This window comes from Pseudomonas sp. Sample_24 (assembly GCF_004307605.1).
In the GTDB taxonomy this organism is placed as follows: Bacteria; Pseudomonadota; Gammaproteobacteria; order Pseudomonadales; family Pseudomonadaceae; genus Aquipseudomonas.
Window position 1 is genome coordinate 26,373 of the sequence record NZ_RCNW01000143.1, and the last position, 16,907, is coordinate 43,279.

Sequence of the window (16,907 nt, forward strand, 5' to 3'; positions counted from 1 at the left end):
ATTGTTCGAGAGCCCTTCATGCCCATATCCGCCAACATTTGCGACGCCCCGATCGCCCACAAGGCCGAAGGCGCCGACCCGTATGCCTGGCTGCAGGAGCGCGACACCGATGCGGTGCTCGACTACCTAAAGGCTGAAAACAGCTATCAGCAAGCGCAAACCGCCGATCAGGCCGAACTGCGTGAAACTCTGTTTGAAGAGATCAAGGGACGGATTCTTGAAACCGACCTGTCCCTGCCCTCGCCATGGGGACCATACCTGTATTACACGCGCACCACGGCGGGCGATGAATACGCCCGTCATTACCGCTGCCCGCGTCCGGCCGACGACAGCCTGACCCTCGACGAAAGCCGGGAACAACTGCTGCTGGACCCGAACGTGCTGGCCAACGGCGGTTTCTTTTCCCTCGGCGCGTTCAGCATCAGCCCGGACCACCAACGCCTGGCCTACAGTGTCGACGCCACTGGCGATGAGATTTACACGCTGTTCGTGAAGGAATTGTCCGACGGACGTGTCAGCGAACTGGAGTTCCAGGACTGCGACGGCAGCATGACCTGGGCCAACGACAGCCTGACGCTGTTCTTCGGCGAACTGGACGACACCCACCGCCCGCACAAGCTGTACCGCTATCGCCTGGACGGCACGGCGGCCGAAGAAGTGTTCCATGAACCGGACGGCCGCTTCTTCATGCATTGCTACCGCGCCAGCTCTGAACAGCAGTTGCTGCTGTCCGTGGGCAGCAAGACTACCAGCGAAGTCTGGGTGCTCGACGCCAACCAGCCACAACAGGCCTTTGCCTGTATTGCGCCGAGGGTCGAAGACCACGAGTACGACGTCGACCATGGCGCACTCGATGGCCAATGGACCTGGTTCATCCGCACCAACCGCGACGGCATCAACTTCGCGTTGTACACCGCTGTCGATACCGGCGTGGCACCGATCGAGGCCCAATGGCAGCTCCTGATCCCCCACAGTGACACGGTGATGATCGACGGCATGAGCCTCAACGCGAGTGCCATGACCCTGAGCCTGCGTGAAGGTGGCCTGCCCATCATCGAAGTTCACCCGCAGGATTTGCCGAGCTACCGGGTGCAGCTGCCGGACGCGGCGTACAGCCTGCATGTGCAGAACAGCCTGGAGTTCGTCAGTGAACGGATTCGCCTGCGTTATGAAGCACTGAACCGTCCGGCACAGATCCGCCAATTGCAATTGAGCAACGGCGAACAGCAAGTGCTCAAGCAAACCCCGGTGCTCGGTCCGTTCGATGCCGACGCCTACGTCAGCCAGCGTCTGTGGGCTACCGCCCCCGACGGCACGCAGGTACCGATCAGCCTGGTGATCAAGCGCGAAGCGCTGGGCAAACCGGTGCCACTGTATCTGTACGGCTACGGCGCCTATGGCGAAAGCCTCGACCCTTGGTTCTCCCACGCGCGCCTGAGCTTGCTCGATCGCGGCATGGCGTTTGCCATCGCCCACGTGCGCGGCGGTGGCGAATTGGGTGAAGCCTGGTATCGCGCAGGCAAACAGGAACACAAGCAAAACACCTTCAGCGACTTTATTGCCTGTGCCGAGCACTTGATCGCCAATGGATTCACCCGTGCACCGCAACTGGCGATCAGTGGCGGCAGCGCCGGTGGCCTGTTGATCGGCGCGGTGCTCAATCAACGCCCGGAGCTGTTCGGTGCGGCGATTGCAGAAGTGCCGTTCGTCGACGTGCTCAACACCATGCTCGACCCGGACCTGCCGCTGACCGTCACCGAATACGATGAGTGGGGCAACCCGCAGGAGCCGGATGTCTATGATCGACTCAAGGCCTACGCCCCGTACGAAAACGTCAAGGCGCAAGCCTATCCGGCCATGCTGGTCATCGCCGGGTACAACGACAGTCGCGTGCAATATTGGGAAGCGGCCAAGTGGGTGGCGAAATTGCGCACGATGAAAACCGACACCAACCCCCTGCTGCTCAAGACCGAACTGGGCGCCGGCCATGGTGGAATGAGTGGCCGATACCAGGGATTGCGTGACGTAGCACTCGAATATGCATTTTTGTTCAAGGTTTTGGGCGTTGCCTGAGGAACTTGGCCTGATGAACCGGTCTTAATTCCGGACACCGGAAGCCGACAGAACACCGTCCGCTGTAGGAGCACAGCTTGCTCGCGATGGCGGCGACTCATTCAACATTGATATTGAATGTGGCGGCCTCATCGCGAGCAAGCTTTGCTCCTACAGGGCAATGTGAAACCCGGAACAGACACAACAAAAAAGACCGCACGACATGTCAGAACCGACCTTACTGAACAACGAAATCCGCGACTGGCTGATGGACTGCGGCCTGTTCAATCAGCTGTTTCCAGCCGACTTCGCCGCGGCTTCGGGCTATTTCAGCATCAGCACCATTACCGAGGGCGAAGAGATATTCCACGAGGGTGATGCCGGCACGTTCATGTGCATCATCCACACCGGCCAGGTGGCCGTGCGGAAAACCACCAGTGACGGCCAGCAGGTGACCATCGCCACGTTGCGCAGCGGTCGTTCGTTCGGCGAAATGGCCGTACTCGACGGAGAGCGGCGCTCTGCCAGTTGTGTGGCCGCGAGCAACTGTCAGTTGCTGAACCTGGGCAAGGACTCGCTGGAAAAAATGCTCAACGACGCCCCGAAAATCGCCGCCAAGATCATCCGCGCCCTCGCCGTCTCCCTTTCCAAACGCCTGCGCATGGCTGACGGGCAACTGCTGACACAGCAGGTCTAACCACCGGGCGACTTGGCTTTCGGCGGGTTTGTCTCAATGCCAGGCAACGGCTGATCCTTGATCGGCGGGCTCGGCCTTTCGATCGGCACCAACGGCGGACCGCCGCTGCCCGGACCCACTTTGGGCAAAGGCGCCGGGCTGATTTGCGGATACGGCGTAGGCGTCGCGGTACCCGGTGAACCGGGCATGGGTGCAGGGCTGACAGGCAGAGATTGCAGCGGTTGGGCCTGCACTGCAGTAATCGAGAGCGCGGCCATGGCAATGACCGTTAGAATGGTGCGCTTCATCAATGGCTCCGTTGGCCTTGTTGTCATTTGCAGGCTACTCCCAACTGCGTCGGTTTGCCTTCCCCTGTGCTGCCATTTTTCCTCAAGTGAGCCCCATGAAACGTTTCGTTCTGCTCGATACCGCCCCCATTCCCGAGAACGGCGGCGCCCTGTGCCTGTTCGAGTATGGCGAGGATTTCGTCATCAAGATCCAGGGCGGCGACGGCGGGCAGTTGATGAACACGCGAATGCACGGATCTGAAGATGCTTTGGCCGAAATCCCTTGCCGCAAGGTCGCCGGTCGTCCGAATTCACGGGTGTTGATCGGTGGCCTGGGCATGGGTTTCACCCTTGCCTCGGCACTCAAGCACCTGGGCAAGAGCGCTGAAGTGGTGGTCGCCGAATTGGTACCCGGCGTGGTGGAGTGGAACCGTGGCCCTTTGGGCGAGAAAGCCGGCAACCCGCTACTGGACCCGCGCACTGTCGTGCGCATGGAAGACGTGGCCAAAGTGCTGCAAGCCGAGCCGCAGGGCTTCGACGCGATCATGCTCGACGTCGACAACGGCCCCGAAGGCCTGACCCAGCGGGCCAATAGCTGGCTCTATTCCGCCGGCGGCCTCAGCGCCTGCGCCAAAGCCCTGCGCCCCAAAGGCGTGCTGGCAGTCTGGTCAGCCAGCGCCGACCGGCAGTTTTCCGACAAACTGAAAAAAGCCGGGTTCAAGGCCGAGGAAGTGCAAGTCTTTGCCCACGGCAACAAGGGCACCCGCCATACCATCTGGATTGCCGAGAAGCTCAAGGGCTGAGCTAAACTGGCTGCATAACCGTCATTAGTCTTTCTACAAAGGTGAACCCATGAGTTCGTCCACCCCAACCAACACGTCGAAGCTCGATCGCATCCTTGCCGACAATCAGCGCGACAAGGAAATGGGCTACCGTGACAAAGCCCTGAAGATGTATCCGCACGTGTGCGGGCGCTGCGCCCGTGAGTTCTCCGGCAAGCGCCTGAGCGAACTGACCGTGCACCACCGCGACCACAACCATGACAACAATCCACAGGACGGCTCGAACTGGGAGTTGTTGTGCCTGTACTGCCACGATAACGAGCACTCGCGTTATACCGACCAGCAATACTTCGGCGAAGGTTCGCTGAGCACGCCGAAAATCGCCAAGGCCACGCATAACCCGTTTGCCGCGCTGGCCGGCTTGATGAAGAAAGAAGACTGAAGGTCTTGCACTGATCGTTCCCACGCTCTGCGTGGGAATGCCGCCAGGGACGCTCCGCGTTCCGCTTCTGAATGTGACGCAGAGCGTCACGGGATGCATTCCCACGCGGAGCGTGGGAACGATCACTGACCACCCCTCCCCCAATCCCCGTATAATCGCGCTTTTTTCGCAAAAGGCACCCCGCTCGTGGCAGACAAACGGTACAGCTGCATTGGTTTGTTCAACCCCAAATCACCGGAGAATGTCGGCTCCGTGATGCGCGCCGCTGGTTGCTATGGCGTGGCGTCGGTGTTCTACACCGGCAAGCGTTATGAACGGGCCGCCGATTTCGTCACCGATACCAAGCGCGTCCATTACGACATCCCACTGATCGGCATCGATGACCTGAAGAAAATCCTGCCCCTCAATTGCGTTCCGGTCGCCGTGGAACTGGTCGAGGGCGCCCGTCCGCTGCCCGAGTACACCCACCCGGACCGCGCGCTGTACATCTTCGGCCCGGAAGACGGTTCGCTGGATAAGGAAATTCGCGACTGGTGCGAAGACGTGGTCTACATCCCGACCACCGGCTGCATGAACCTGGCCGCTACGGTCAACGTCGTGCTCTACGACCGCATGGCCAAAGGTCTCAATACTCGTTCGGGACCAAAATTCCGCTGAGTTGCCGCACATTCGATGGAACAAGCGGCACGCCTGCGCAGTCAGCTTAACTATCGATTACTGAAACAGTCCTTGCTGCCTGGAGACAGATCATGAGCGAACTCAAACGCGTAGAACGCATCGAATCCACCCCCTTCCAGAGCCCGTCCGATCAAAACGTTCAGGGCTGGGAACGCATCGGCTCGCTGGCCGGGGGCGTGGTAATGGTCGGCAAGGGTCTGCGGCGCGGCGGCATCTTTGGCCTGATCCAGGTGGCTATCGGCGGCGTGGCCCTGGCCCGTGGCATCACCGGCCACAGCTCGGCCAAAAGCCTGCTGGAAAAAAGTCGTCAGGACATGGACAACGTGCGGGCAAGAATCCAGCGTGCCGGTGAAGAGTTGAAGACGCTGAAGGCCAATGCCGAAGCGGCGACCAAAACCGCTACGGTCACCGGCAATGATTCGTTGAAGTCGCCGAAAGCCTGAAAATCACAAGATCGCAGCCTGTTGCCGCTCCTGCACAGCTCATTTGCAGGAACTGCGGCAGGCTGCGTCTTTTGATCTTTACCGAAGCAACTCGCTATCCAACACCCTGGAAGGCTCACCAAGTACGCTCTCACTGAGCTGCACGAACACCTTGGTATCGATGCTTTCCAGCCGCATCGCTCCGCGCACCACATCATCCAGCGAACGCTTGTTGCGCGTCTTCAGGCGAATCTCGCGGTCCAGATCCTGCAACAACACCACTGCCCTGGCCACTTGCGCCGGATTGACCTGCTCCCCGCGCAATGTCGTGACCTTCTGGCCAGACTTGAGCAGTTTTCCATGCAGGCTCTCGAACCGCTCATCGCTCATGCCGCCGGCGCGGCGCAGCAATTCAATGGCGTAGTACTCGGCAAATCCTTCGCTGATCCAGTCACTGCGCTGTGAGTCATTGATCCGACCGAACACCTGGGCCAGTTCACGCACCAGCGCGCTGCCGCCGCTTTCGCTGACCAGTGGCAAGCGACTGTTGAAGTAGATCGACTCATGCGCCGCCACGCTGCCGCGCCACATCGGTTCGTTGGCACCCACAATCAATAACTTGGTGGGGTGCCGAGGAAACACAGCTTGGACTTGCGGCCAGACAAACGTCAGCAGCGTCAGTACATCCATTCGCCGCATGCCCTGGCCTTGCGGGGACGTCACCGTGACTTCGGTTTCACCGAGCCGGGTGCGGCGGCTGCCAAGGTTGCCCGCAAGCATCCAGCCCGTGGGCCGGTCGAACAGACGGGAAACGTTGTCGATGCGGAACTTGTTCTTGCCGATTCGCGGCCAGGCCGTCTCGACGCTTTTCCAGCCATTGGGCAACTCAAACTCAAGGCGTGAAACCAGTTCGATCCCGTCTTGCTGATCAAGCCTGGCGGCGGGCACCAGATCGTCGCCGCGCATCAACGCCCAACTCGGTGTCATGCGTGTATCGAAGCTGGCGCTTTTGCGGCCATGGCTGATACGCACGCGATAGGTCAGGCTGGCCTTGTCCGACGCCGGGCGCCAGATGCCGCGGGCCTGCTTGCCGGGTGTGAGCTGCCATTGACCGTCGGCCTTGAAATCGCTGTAACGGCTGCCGTCGCCGAGGGCGAAATCCAGGCTGCGTACCGCCGAGCCCTGGGCCAGGGTCAAGCGCACTTGCGCCTGATCACTGTGCGGTAACAGCAGCACGTGGTAATCCAGATCGACCTTCTTCGCCGCCCACACCGGCGAACTCAATAGCCATATTCCTGCGATCAGCGCCCGCTGCCACCCCACAGCCATACACACTCCTTGGTGAAACCGTTGACTCGCAGTTCGCTTAACCCGCGCGGAAAATCAGGTGATCTTCCCAATCATCTTCCGGCACGCTGCCTTCGGCGAGCATGCGTCCGGACTGGGAAATACGCTCGTGGTGCACTGCGTCGCGATCACCACAGACCAGGTGATGCCAGAGTGGCAAATCCTTGCCTTCGCTGACCAGGCGATAACCGCAGGTCGGTGGCAGCCACTTGAACTCGTCAGCCTTGCCGGGCGTGAGCTGGATGCAATCGGGTACGGAGTCGCGACGGTTCGGGTAATCGGTGCACTGGCAGGTTTTCAAGTCCAGCAGTTTGCAGGCGATGCGCGTGTAATAGACGCTGTTGTCGTCTTCATCTTCAAGCTTTTGCAGGCAGCACAGGCCACAACCGTCGCACAGCGATTCCCATTCCTCTTGATCGAGTTGATCGAGGGTTTTGCGTTTCCAGAACGGTTCTACTTTGGCGGCCATGGTTCGAGCATCGACATCAGGTGATGAAAAGGCCGCCAGTCTAGTGCCCGCAGCCCTGCGGGCCAAGCATTGGCGACTGTCGGTAGAACGCGCTTGTCAGTTTTGGCGGCGCCAAGTAGGGTTTTGCGTCGCCCCGATGTTCAAATGTCACAAGGAATCTCTTGATGAGTGCAAATCCACGCGTTGCCGATTACGCCATTCACCCTCAGTTCACCGATCGCTGGTCGCCCCGCGCCTTTACCGGCGAGGCCATTCCAGAAGAAACCCTGCTGAGCTTCTTCGAAGCCGCCCGCTGGGCACCGTCGGCGTACAACTCGCAGCCTTGGCGCTTTCTTTACGCGCGTCGCGATACGCCAAACTGGGAACGCTATCTGGGCCTGTTGAACGAGTTCAACCGAAGCTGGGCGCAACACGCCTCGGCACTGGTCATCGTGATTTCGAAAACCACTTTCGCGGTACCTGGCGCCACTGAAGAAACCCCGGCGCTGTGGCATACCTTCGACACCGGTTCGGCCTGGGGCCACCTGGCGCTGCAAGCGAGCCTGAGTGGCTGGCACACTCACGGCATGGCCGGTTTCGACCAGGAACTGACCCGCAAGGAGCTGAACATTCCTGAAGGCTATGCCCTGCACGCGGCCGTGGCAGTCGGCAAGCTGGGCGACAAGGCCACCCTGGCCGAGTACCTGCAAGCCCGTGAAGAGCCAATCCCGCGTCGTCCGTTGAGCGAACTGGCCACTGAAGGCGATTTCTCCCTCTAAATGAGGGCACCGTTGTACCTGTAGGAGCCAGCCTGCTGGCGAAGAATGCCCAGACGCCGCGATCATTCAGACAGGGCACGTTATCGTTCCCGTCCATCGCGAGCAGGCTCGCTCCTACAGTTTTGATCGCACTGGGCTCAATACCCGCGATTGAAATCCACTTCCCCGCGCAATGCCTCGCCCGCCTGATAGGCCCGCAGGTTCTCGACAAACAGTTTGACCATCAACGATGGCGAAGTCGGTGCCGAACTGTGTCCCGTCAGCAACAGACCCCAGGCTGTCCAGAACGGATGGCGCTGCGGCAGTGGCTCCTGGCGGCAGACGTCAATCACCGCACCTGCCAGATGACCTTCTTTCAATGCTTCCACCAGATCAGCATCGACCACCGCAACGCCACGCCCGACATTGATGAACAGTCCGGTTGGCTTGAACTGCCTGAACAGCGCCGCATCGTAGATATCGTGGGTGTTTGGGGTGTTTGGCAGCAGATTGATTACATAATCCACTTCACCGACCAAGCGCGGCAAATCCGCCATCGTGCCGACTTCGACAAATGGCGCCTGCTCCCGGGCACTGCTGGCAATGCCATACAGTTCAACGCCAAACGGCATCAGGAACTGCGCAACGGTCTGGCCGATGTCACCCGTGCCGACAATCAGCACCTTGCGCCCCGCCAGGCTCTGACCATGGCGACTGTCCCATTTGCGTTCGACCTGGCTGACCAACCGCGCCAGCACTTCGCGCTCATGGCCCAGCATGTAGGTGAGCACATACTCGGCCATCACCTGGCCAAAAATCCCCACGGCGCGGGTCAGGCGGTAGTGCCGCGGCAGGCCGTCCGCCAGCAGCGGCGTAATGCCAGCCCATGTCGATTGCAGCCATTGTGGTTGGTGACCCTGGCGCAGCAAAGTCGCCAGTAAATCAGGCTGGCCGAGCCAGATCGGGCAATCGGCAGCCTGTCGGGCCAGTTCGGCAGAGTCGCCACTGGTCAAGACTTCCAGATCAGGCGCGGCCTCCCGCAACAGGCGGGCGTACACCGGGTGGTCGTGTTCAGCAATCAGAACGCGCATGCATCAAACCTTTCAAAAACAGTGCAGACGGCCGCCGGCAGAGCTTCGCCCTGCCAGCGCGACCATCGCCAAAATCATTCCAGTGTTTCATCAAGACTCTGAACAGAGCCTGTCTGCCGATCACATAGGGTCGTTGCGTCGCAATAACTCTTCCGGCAAATGTTCGATGTACTCGTCCTCGGCCGGTGGCATTTGCAGGTGGTAACCCTGCTTGTCGAGGTTCTCCAGCACCACCGTGATGTCCTCGCGCGACAGTTTGCGCTCCGGGCTCAACACCAGGTCGAAGGCGTGGATGGCTTTGCCGAAGGCGGCCATCAAGGTTTCCGGTACGCGTTCCAGAGCATCGCTCTTGAGTACATAAAGGTACATTTCATTGCGTTTGGTGCTGCGGTAGATGGAGCAAATACGTTTCAAGGCTGTTCTCCGGCGGTGGCCAGGCTGTCGAGCAGCGCCTGGCCCATCAATTCGCGGCGCCAGCCACGCAGCGAATCAGGCAATTGGTAGGGACCATTGGGGAAGCCGCTTTTGAGCAGCGCTTCCAGGGTTTTCTTGCGCAGCATCAGTTCCGGCGCAATGTTCAGACGCTCGGCTTCAACCTGGCCGATGGCTTTCAGCTGTTTGAGCAGTGCGGCGGCGTCCACTGGCAACGGCTCCGGCACGGCGGGCGGCCATTGATCGGGCGACACACTGCCAGAGCGCTTGATCAGATCAAGCAGAAACTCGCCGTCCTGACGCACGGTACGCGGATGCATGTCTTCGATCTTCGCCAACGCGCCAAGGTTGTCTGGCTGCGTGCGCGCCAGCGGCCACAGCGAATGCTCGCGGATGATGCGATTGCGCGGCAGGTCACGGGCACGGGCTTCTTTTTCGCGCCAGGCGCAAAGTTCACGCAGTACCGCGAGCTGAGCGCGGGACAGCTTCCAGGCCAGTTTGGCGTCGCGATAGACCTCGTACGGGTCGATCTCGCGACGCAGGTTGGCGACCAGTTCGGCACCGTCCTCCAACACCCAGGCATATTTGTCGTCGGAAAGCTTCGGGCGCAGTTTTACGAACACCTCTGCCAGATGTACGGCATCTTCAGCGGCGTAACTGATCTGTGTTTCGGAAAGCGGACGTTGCAACCAGTCGGAACGGGTCTCGCCCTTGGGCAGATCGATGCCGAGCACTTCCTGCACCAGTCGCGAATATCCCATCGAGAACCCAAGGTTCAGGTAAGCGGCGGCCAGTTGCGTATCGAACAGCGAGGCCGGCAGGCTGCCGGTCAGGCGCAGCAAGACTTCAAGGTCTTCACTGCACGCATGCACGACTTTGACCACGGCTGAGTTTTCCAGCAACGCGGCCAGAGGTTGCCAGTTATCGATGGTCAGCGGATCAATCAGGTAAGCGCGTTCGCCATCGCCAATCTGCAGCAGACCTGCGATCGGATAAAAGGTGTCGACCCGCATGAATTCGGTGTCGAGGGCAACGAATGGCAACTTTTGCCACTCGGCGCAAAATTGACCGAGGCTATCGTTGTCGCGAATCCAGTGAATATCGATGGCCACACGGCTCTCCCTTGAAGAATGGCCCGCAGTATATATCGCCCCCGGCGATTTCCGCGCATCCACTGAACAAGAGCATCAACGAAAACACCTGGCGTACCCGAAGAATAGGCCGTCAACTCCCATTCGACCTGCTTTGCAGGACATGCAGGCCAAACCATCTCGGATCACGCAACACTCATTTATTCGCCAACACGCCATCGATCACTGCTGCGCGGCATCCGGCAAACATATCCAGATCCTGGTTATAGACTTTGCTGTTGACCTCCAGCAACCCCAGCATCGAGTGGAACAGGTTGTCCTGGCTAAGAGGCTTTTCACGGCTTAGCTGCAGACAATGGGTGTCGACGGAGAATGACTTTTGATAACTGTCGGAGAACCAGGCGAGCATCGCCACATGCTTTTGTTGGTCCGGCGCCAGCATGTACGGCGTGCCGTGGAGGAAAAGGTTGTACTCGCCCAGAGATTCGCCATGGTCCGACAGGTAAAGCATCGCCGTATCGACCTTGTCCTGATTGTTGCGCAGCAAATCGATCAGTGTCGACAGCACATGGTCGGTATACACCAGGGTATTGTCATAGCCATTGACGATACTTTCACGGCTGCAATTGTTCAGCGCATTACTCTCACAAACCGGCGTGAATCGTTCGTACTCTTTCGGGTAGCGCTTGAAGTATTCCGGGCCGTGACTGCCCATCTGGTGCAACACCAGTACCGTGTCTTTATCCAGGTTATCGATGAAATGCTGCAGGCCTTGGAGCAGGATCTCGTCGCGGCACTCACTGTTGGCGCACAACACCGGGTCCTTCAACTTGCTGACATCTTCGAGTGTGACCCGATCACAAGTGCCTTTGCAGCCCGACTGGTTGTCGCGCCAGATCACGTCCAGACCCGCGCGCTTGAGCACGTCCAACAGCCCCTCTTCGTTCTTCGCCTTGCTCGCGCTGTAATCCTTGCGCCCCATATTGGAAAACATGCACGGCACCGAGACGGCGGTTTCAGTGCCACAGGAATGCACATCGGTAAAGGCGATCAGGCCGGCTTCTTTACTCAGCGTTGGCGTGGTGTCGCGGTCATAGCCGAGGATGCCAAAGTTCTCGGCCCGGGCGCTTTCACCCACCACCAGCACCGTCAGGGATTTGCGGCCATGGGTCTGCCAAACCGGATTTCGCTGGGCGTCTTCGCCAACAGTGGCAAAGGGTTGTCGGGCAGACGCGACCTGCTCACGCAAGTAGCCAAAAGATGCCCCGATGTAGTTGCTGGGCACCACCATCAGTCGCAATTCGTGGTGATTGCGAAACAATGAAGCAAGGCCCTGATAGTTGACCAGTGCCACACCGCCGATGACGGCTAGCGACGCCACACTCACCAGAACTTTACTCAACAGTTCACGGTGCCAGCGACGGTAATTGATCGGTGTTTTCCACAACAGCAACGACGGTAATACACCCAACATCAGAATATAAACAAACAACTTTAGTGACAGTAAGTCACGAACTTCCGTGGCATTGGTTTCAGCAAAGTTACGAAACATGCCGGCATCGATCAGTACGCCGTACTGACTCATGAAATAGGCGACGCCAGCGCTGACCATGAACAACAGCGTCAGCACGGGCTTCATGACGGGCCGAAACGCCAGCAAGGTCAGCACAATGTTGAAGGCGGCGAGGATCATCGCACCGAAAGCCACGCGCATGACGACACCCTTGCCATCTGCCGCCGTAATCTCGAACAAGTGTTGCCACAAGACAAAGTTGAAAGCTGCTAATAAGAATGCGCTGGCAATCAGTGTCACCCACTCGGAGCGCACGGCTTTAATCTTCAACATGAGATTGGCTGTTCCTGAAAAGAAGTGCCCACGGCGTATGTGAAAATTTCATTTACCGCGACAACACTGATTCTGCGCAGTCGACCATCAATTTTTTGTGAAAAAGAAGCCAACGATTAGTTGGCCTCTGAGATTAGCCTGACACTTTTAGAATATTTGAGAATGATTCAGCTGTAGTTCAGGGAGCGGGTGAATACAACTCCATTCCCTTATGGGAGCGAGCCTGCGCGCGATCGCGGTTTATCAGGCAACGGTGATGCTGAATGTCATGCCCTCTTCGCGAGCAAGCTCGCTCCCGCAGGGACCTATTTAATTTTTGAATACCGCGGCGGATTTTCTGATTTGCCGCCTCCCCCACTGGCGCGCCTAATCGATCTCCTGTTTCTCAAGGACCGATTATGGAAAACGTTCGCGCAACCTCCCGCCCTGCCCTCTGGTTAATGCTCAGCATCATTCTTGTAGCCCTGAACCTGCGCCCCTCCATGGCCGCCGTCGGGCCTTTACTGTCGGCCATTCGTGGCGACATCGCGCTGAGTTTCAGCCTGGCGTCACTGCTGACCATGCTGCCCGTCATGGCGATGGGCCTGGCGATGTTCTTCGGGCTAGCCGTCAGTCAGCGCCTGGGTTCACAACGCACCGTTGTGCTTTCGCTATTGATCATCGGTATCGCCACCGTCTCGCGGTTATTCATCGATTCGGCGTCCGAACTGATCCTCAGCGCCGTACTGGCCGGCATCGGTATTGCGCTGATACAGGCGCTGATGCCGGTGCTGATCAAATCCCGCTTCAGCGACCATGTATCCCTGTGCATGGGGCTTTACGTCACGTCGATCATGGCCGGTGCCGCTATCGCCGCTTCTTTCGCGCCACTGGTGATGGTCCGCACGGGTAGCTGGCGTGCCGGCCTGGCGATCTGGGCCCTGCTGGCGGTGTTGGCGTTGCTGTTCTGGTACGGCCAACGCGCCAGGATGCCGGTTCAGGACGCAAAGCCATCGAGCAATGGATCTTTCTTCGGCAATTCCCGCGCCTGGCTGCTGGCGGTTTTCTTTGGTTTGGGCACGGCGTCCTACACCTGTGTTCTGGCCTGGCTGGCGCCGTATTACGTGGAAAAAGGCTGGAGCGAACAAAACGCCGGACTGTTGCTGGGCTTTTTGACCGCCATGGAGGTGCTGTCGGGCCTGCTGACGCCCGCCATCGCCAATCGCAGCCGTGATCGACGCCTGGTGCTGGCGGCGTTGCTGGCGTTGATCATCGCCGGTTTCTGCGGGCTGATCTTGAGTCCGCAACACCTGAGCCTGCTGTGGCCGTGCCTGCTGGGCCTGGGCATTGGCGGGTTGTTCCCGATGAGCCTGATCGTGTCGCTGGATCATCTGGATGAACCCCGACGCGCCGGTGGCCTGACCGCATTCGTGCAAGGAATCGGTTATTTGATCGCCGGGCTCTCGCCGCTGTTGGCCGGGATGATCCGCGATCAGCTCGGCAGCTTCGAATGGGCCTGGTGGTCACTCACCGCAGTGATGGTCCTGATGCTATTGATGGTCTTGCGCTTCAATCCGCGGCACTACGCCCGACACTTTCACTGACTTGCCAACAGCTGCTCACAGTTGCATGCCTGCGCGAGATTCTCCTCGCGCTGGCATTCCGCTAGGATCGTTCGCACAAGTTTGCGCACGATCCGCGCAATATGCGCAGTGGGACGCAAGGAATGCTCAACAGTAACGTGTTACGAAAGCTCGACATGCAGGACCTCATGGTGTTCGTCGCCGTGTATGAGCAACAAAGTGTCACCGAGGTCTCCGAAGCGCTGAGCGTCAGCCAGTCCACCGTGAGTTACTGCCTGAAAAAACTGCGCAACGGTTTCTCCGACGACTTGTTCATCAATACCCGCACCGGCATGCACCCCACTTCCAAAGCCAGCAGCATGTACCCGCATGTGCTGAAGATTCTCGAAAGCATCAACCTGTGCCACAGCGGCGCACCGGCATTCGATCCGGCCTTGCAACCGGCGACCTTCAACATTTGTGCCCCGGAATACTTCGAGCAGTTGATCCTGCCGCAATTGCTGAAGCGCTTTGCTATGGCCGACCTTGCGGTGATGGTCAACGTGCACAAATTCGAAACAGACATTCCGGTCGATGCTCTACGGAATGGCAGCCTTGATCTGGTGATTGGCTTCGGCCCGAACTTTCACCGCAGCCACGGCGATTTCAATGCGCAGGTGCTGATGGAGGATGATCTGGTGTGTGTCTTCGACAGGCGTGCCACGCCGCTGGAACCGCGGCTGAGCCTGCAAACTTTCGTCGAGCGCCGGCATGTGTTCCCAACGCCCTGGACTTCCACCACCAATATGGTCGACGGTTGGTTGGCGCAGCAGGCGCAACAACGGCAGATTGTCGCTCGAGCCAACAGCTACGGCGCGGCGCTAAAGATGATCACCGGCACTGACTTCATTCTGACCTTGCCCAGACGGATCCAGCAATTACTGGCCGAGCAGGCCGCCTTCGACCACCGTGAAGCCCCCGAGGGCTTGCCGGGCTTCACGCTCGACATGCGCTGGAGTCAAAGGCTGGATCAAGACAGCGCCAACACCTGGTTGCGTGAGCAAGTGATGATGGCTTGCGCCGACCAGAAGATGTCCTGAAATTCAGACGGCGATTGCGGTCTTGGCGTACGACTCGCGATCGATGTCGAGAATCTCCACACATAGCTGAACTTCAACGCCGGCCGGCCACGCACACAAATCCTGCACCACCGCTAACAGGCTGGCGGACAACTGCTGCTTGATCTGCGCAGAACGACCGCTCAACACCGCCAGCTTCACGTGCACGAACGCCCGCTCGGCCAATGCGGTCCCGATCTTGAACGTCTCGACCTTGACCGCGCGACTCTTGATGTCGGACTCGGCACCGAACTGACCGGAAGCCACCAGCGTATTGTTGAGCCGCATCAGCGCCACATCGGCATTCAGATCAGGCAGATTGGCGGTATATTCCAGGTGCAGGTGAGGCATGGCAGGATTCCTGTAGATCAATGGCAAGTACGTACATATAGCACAGCGCTGCCGTGGTTATTGGGGTAGCGACATCAGATCGCGTTCACCCATGAATGCTTCAATTCGTGACCGCAACCAGCGTTCGGCGGGATCGCTGTCGGCATGACTGAGCCAGACCATGGACAGTTCCAGGGTCGGGGTCTTGAACGGAAACGGCTCCATGAACAACTGACCCGAAGCCGCCATCGCTGCAGCGGTGTAGTCCGGCAGGCTTGCAATAAGATCGGTCCCGGCAAGCAACGCTGGCAGCGAACTGTATTGAGGCACCGAGAGCACCACCTGACGCGACCGACCGATCTGCGCCAGCCACTCATCCGCAAAACCGCTGACGTTGGCGATATGGGACACCAGCACATGCGGGCGCGAGCAGTATTCATCAACCGTCAATGGCGTATCGCATGCGTCGGCGCGCAATACGCTGGGAGAGATGTGACGCAGCAATTTACGCTTGGCATTGGCGGGCAGGCCGCGAGTCTGGCTGATACCCACCGTAATATCCCCCGACGCCAGCAGGTCTGGAATTCGCCAATAATCAACATTCTGCACAACGAAAACCACCTTCGGCGCCTCCTGGCGCAACGCGCGCAGCAGGGGCGGCAACAGACCGAACTCGACATCGTCGGACATCCCGATCCGAAAGGTCATGGTGCTGTTACCCGGGTCGAAATCGTGGGTCAGGCTCAACGCCACCGATAACGAATCCAGTGCCGGCGACAGATAGCGAAAGATCTCTTCGGCCCGCGCCGTCGGCTCCATGCGATGACCGACGCGAATGAACAAAGGATCATCGAACATCGTACGCAAGCGGTTGAGCGCCGAGCTGATGGTTGGCTGGCCGAGAAACAGCTTCTTCGCCACCTTGGTGACATTACGCTCAAGCATCAGCGACTCAAACACCACCATCAGGTTGATGTCGGCCTTGCGTAGTTCGTTGCGATTCATCCATTGCCCCCGCGCTAAAAAACTGCCGACAGTTTAGGGAGCTGCTGCAATCGGCGTCTATGCGAGTAAACAAATGTTTCAGGGATTTTTGCGTTATATGCAAACACGCTCACGCGGGTGGCCCCTACCGTTTCTTCATCGGGCGGGATTTACCGCCGCCCCGTTGAAAACGAAGCTGCCCTGCTCGAGCAGCTTCACCACCTGACAGCTAGATTTCCTTCACCGGCGTCTGGTCGCACGTGCCCTTGATCAAACTGATGGCGTGCACGCAATCAGACTTGTTCACGTAGGCCTCCCCACTGGCTACCGTTTCATGATTCCCCGCCCTCAAACGCCAGCGCCATTGGCCTTTGCCAGTCATGACGGTGCCACGGGTTTGCCTGTAGATCTCGAAATACATTGCTCGCTCCTTGCGATTGATAATGGTGACAGGTACATGACCTGTGCTGACAGAGTAGCCGAGCGAGTGGACGTATAACGGCAAATAAAAAGTCAGAAAATATTGCCGACAACTTCTGAATTACAACGACGCAAAAGCCGCCCCCACTTCAGAACGCCCAT

General features: G+C 58.9%; 19 protein-coding genes. 9 read left to right on the plus strand and 10 right to left on the minus strand.

The genetic code is table 11. The annotated features are described in order from the left end of the window. The first annotated feature begins 18 nt into the window (after positions 1-18). Positions 19-2,073, plus strand: a complete 2,055-nt coding sequence (locus tag D8V06_RS06820) for a S9 family peptidase (protein ID WP_130930659.1) — start codon at positions 19-21, stop codon at positions 2,071-2,073. A gap of 202 nt (positions 2,074-2,275) precedes the next feature. Next, the gene (locus tag D8V06_RS06825; RefSeq protein ID WP_130906679.1) at positions 2,276-2,749 is read left to right on the plus strand and encodes a cyclic nucleotide-binding domain-containing protein; all 474 of its coding nucleotides are present in this window, start codon (positions 2,276-2,278) and stop codon (positions 2,747-2,749) included. Here D8V06_RS06825 and D8V06_RS06830 read toward each other — a convergent pair. After that, on the minus strand, positions 2,746-3,036 hold the full coding sequence (locus tag D8V06_RS06830; protein WP_056855998.1) for a hypothetical protein: 291 nt from the start codon (positions 3,034-3,036) through the stop codon (positions 2,746-2,748). The two genes, D8V06_RS06825 and D8V06_RS06830, sit on opposite strands and share 4 nt — an antisense overlap. Positions 3,037-3,131: 95 nt before the next feature. Here D8V06_RS06830 and D8V06_RS06835 point away from each other — a divergent pair, with 95 nt between their 5' ends. From D8V06_RS06835 to D8V06_RS06855, 4 genes are all read left to right on the plus strand, one after another. Beyond that, positions 3,132-3,818 (plus strand): hypothetical protein, encoded by a 687-nt coding sequence (locus D8V06_RS06835; RefSeq protein WP_056856304.1) that lies wholly within the window; start codon positions 3,132-3,134, stop codon positions 3,816-3,818. Positions 3,819-3,867: 49 nt separating this feature from the next. Then, positions 3,868-4,239, plus strand: coding sequence for a YajD family HNH nuclease (locus tag D8V06_RS06840; protein ID WP_007944009.1), 372 nt, complete (start codon positions 3,868-3,870; stop codon positions 4,237-4,239). A gap of 186 nt (positions 4,240-4,425) precedes the next feature. Further along, entirely contained in the window at positions 4,426-4,896 is a 471-nt protein-coding gene (locus tag D8V06_RS06850) for an RNA methyltransferase (protein WP_056855999.1), read from the plus strand. Positions 4,897-4,988: 92 nt separating this feature from the next. Further along, positions 4,989-5,360 (plus strand): DUF2892 domain-containing protein, encoded by a 372-nt coding sequence (locus D8V06_RS06855; RefSeq protein ID WP_056856000.1) that lies wholly within the window; start codon positions 4,989-4,991, stop codon positions 5,358-5,360. Between the two features lie 78 nt (positions 5,361-5,438). On the opposite strand, the gene D8V06_RS06860 is transcribed toward D8V06_RS06855, so the two are convergent. Continuing rightward, positions 5,439-6,668, minus strand: coding sequence for a hypothetical protein (locus D8V06_RS06860; protein WP_130930660.1), 1,230 nt, complete (start codon positions 6,666-6,668; stop codon positions 5,439-5,441). 37 nt (positions 6,669-6,705) lie between these two features. Beyond that, positions 6,706-7,155, minus strand: a complete 450-nt coding sequence (locus D8V06_RS06865; protein ID WP_056856002.1) for a YcgN family cysteine cluster protein — start codon at positions 7,153-7,155, stop codon at positions 6,706-6,708. A 164-nt stretch (positions 7,156-7,319) separates the two neighbouring features. On the opposite strand from D8V06_RS06865, the gene D8V06_RS06870 reads away from it, so the two are divergent. Next, the gene (locus D8V06_RS06870; protein ID WP_130930661.1) at positions 7,320-7,913 is read left to right on the plus strand and encodes a nitroreductase family protein; all 594 of its coding nucleotides are present in this window, start codon (positions 7,320-7,322) and stop codon (positions 7,911-7,913) included. A gap of 137 nt (positions 7,914-8,050) precedes the next feature. On the opposite strand, the gene D8V06_RS06875 is transcribed toward D8V06_RS06870, so the two are convergent. The 4 genes from D8V06_RS06875 to D8V06_RS06890 all read right to left on the minus strand — a co-directional run bounded on the left by D8V06_RS06875 (position 8,051) and on the right by D8V06_RS06890 (position 12,352). After that, positions 8,051-8,983 (minus strand): D-2-hydroxyacid dehydrogenase, encoded by a 933-nt coding sequence (locus D8V06_RS06875; RefSeq protein WP_056856004.1) that lies wholly within the window; start codon positions 8,981-8,983, stop codon positions 8,051-8,053. A gap of 120 nt (positions 8,984-9,103) precedes the next feature. Continuing rightward, positions 9,104-9,397, minus strand: a complete 294-nt coding sequence (locus D8V06_RS06880) for a YcgL domain-containing protein (RefSeq protein WP_053155806.1) — start codon at positions 9,395-9,397, stop codon at positions 9,104-9,106. Continuing rightward, on the minus strand, positions 9,394-10,527 hold the full coding sequence (gene rnd, locus D8V06_RS06885; protein WP_056856005.1) for a ribonuclease D: 1,134 nt from the start codon (positions 10,525-10,527) through the stop codon (positions 9,394-9,396). The genes D8V06_RS06880 and rnd overlap by 4 nt, the downstream gene beginning before the upstream one ends. Before the next feature lie 175 nt (positions 10,528-10,702). Then, positions 10,703-12,352, minus strand: a complete 1,650-nt coding sequence (locus tag D8V06_RS06890) for a phosphoethanolamine--lipid A transferase (protein WP_130904302.1) — start codon at positions 12,350-12,352, stop codon at positions 10,703-10,705. 398 nt (positions 12,353-12,750) lie between these two features. Between D8V06_RS06890 and D8V06_RS06895 the strand changes: the two genes are divergently transcribed. Next, positions 12,751-13,935 carry a cyanate transporter gene (locus D8V06_RS06895; RefSeq protein WP_130906682.1) on the plus strand — a complete coding sequence of 395 codons (1,185 nt, stop codon included), beginning with the start codon at positions 12,751-12,753 and terminating at the stop codon, positions 13,933-13,935. A 122-nt stretch (positions 13,936-14,057) separates the two neighbouring features. Beyond that, complete coding sequence (locus D8V06_RS06900) at positions 14,058-14,993, plus strand: LysR family transcriptional regulator (protein ID WP_130906683.1); 936 nt, start codon at positions 14,058-14,060, stop codon at positions 14,991-14,993. A gap of 3 nt (positions 14,994-14,996) precedes the next feature. Here D8V06_RS06900 and D8V06_RS06905 read toward each other — a convergent pair whose 3' ends face one another. From D8V06_RS06905 to D8V06_RS06915, 3 genes are all read right to left on the minus strand, one after another. Then, positions 14,997-15,362, minus strand: a complete 366-nt coding sequence (locus D8V06_RS06905) for a 5-carboxymethyl-2-hydroxymuconate Delta-isomerase (RefSeq protein ID WP_130904299.1) — start codon at positions 15,360-15,362, stop codon at positions 14,997-14,999. Between the two features lie 57 nt (positions 15,363-15,419). Next, positions 15,420-16,346 carry a LysR substrate-binding domain-containing protein gene (locus tag D8V06_RS06910; RefSeq protein ID WP_056856008.1) on the minus strand — a complete coding sequence of 309 codons (927 nt, stop codon included), beginning with the start codon at positions 16,344-16,346 and terminating at the stop codon, positions 15,420-15,422. Between the two features lie 208 nt (positions 16,347-16,554). Further along, positions 16,555-16,746: a DUF1508 domain-containing protein gene (locus tag D8V06_RS06915; RefSeq protein ID WP_130930662.1), complete on the minus strand. Its 192-nt coding sequence runs from the start codon at positions 16,744-16,746 to the stop codon at positions 16,555-16,557. Positions 16,747-16,907: the final 161 nt, after the last annotated feature.

Excerpts from the sequence above, each read along its gene's own strand:
- D8V06_RS06915 (WP_130930662.1), bottom strand. The coding sequence starts at position 16,746 with ATGTATTTCGAGATCTACAGGCAAACCCGTGGCACCGTCATGACTGGC.
- D8V06_RS06875 (WP_056856004.1), bottom strand. The coding sequence starts at position 8,983 with ATGCGCGTTCTGATTGCTGAACACGACCACCCGGTGTACGCCCGCCTG.
- D8V06_RS06860 (WP_130930660.1), bottom strand. The coding sequence starts at position 6,668 with ATGGCTGTGGGGTGGCAGCGGGCGCTGATCGCAGGAATATGGCTATTG.
- D8V06_RS06825 (WP_130906679.1), top strand. The coding sequence starts at position 2,276 with ATGTCAGAACCGACCTTACTGAACAACGAAATCCGCGACTGGCTGATG.
- D8V06_RS06865 (WP_056856002.1), bottom strand. The coding sequence starts at position 7,155 with ATGGCCGCCAAAGTAGAACCGTTCTGGAAACGCAAAACCCTCGATCAA.
- D8V06_RS06870 (WP_130930661.1), top strand. The coding sequence starts at position 7,320 with ATGAGTGCAAATCCACGCGTTGCCGATTACGCCATTCACCCTCAGTTC.
- D8V06_RS06840 (WP_007944009.1), top strand. The coding sequence starts at position 3,868 with ATGAGTTCGTCCACCCCAACCAACACGTCGAAGCTCGATCGCATCCTT.
- D8V06_RS06910 (WP_056856008.1), bottom strand. The coding sequence starts at position 16,346 with ATGAATCGCAACGAACTACGCAAGGCCGACATCAACCTGATGGTGGTG.
- D8V06_RS06855 (WP_056856000.1), top strand. The coding sequence starts at position 4,989 with ATGAGCGAACTCAAACGCGTAGAACGCATCGAATCCACCCCCTTCCAG.
- D8V06_RS06890 (WP_130904302.1), bottom strand. The coding sequence starts at position 12,352 with ATGTTGAAGATTAAAGCCGTGCGCTCCGAGTGGGTGACACTGATTGCC.
- D8V06_RS06900 (WP_130906683.1), top strand. The coding sequence starts at position 14,058 with ATGCTCAACAGTAACGTGTTACGAAAGCTCGACATGCAGGACCTCATG.
- D8V06_RS06905 (WP_130904299.1), bottom strand. The coding sequence starts at position 15,362 with ATGCCTCACCTGCACCTGGAATATACCGCCAATCTGCCTGATCTGAAT.
- D8V06_RS06895 (WP_130906682.1), top strand. The coding sequence starts at position 12,751 with ATGGAAAACGTTCGCGCAACCTCCCGCCCTGCCCTCTGGTTAATGCTC.
- D8V06_RS06830 (WP_056855998.1), bottom strand. The coding sequence starts at position 3,036 with ATGAAGCGCACCATTCTAACGGTCATTGCCATGGCCGCGCTCTCGATT.
- D8V06_RS06820 (WP_130930659.1), top strand. The coding sequence starts at position 19 with ATGCCCATATCCGCCAACATTTGCGACGCCCCGATCGCCCACAAGGCC.
- D8V06_RS06835 (WP_056856304.1), top strand. The coding sequence starts at position 3,132 with ATGAAACGTTTCGTTCTGCTCGATACCGCCCCCATTCCCGAGAACGGC.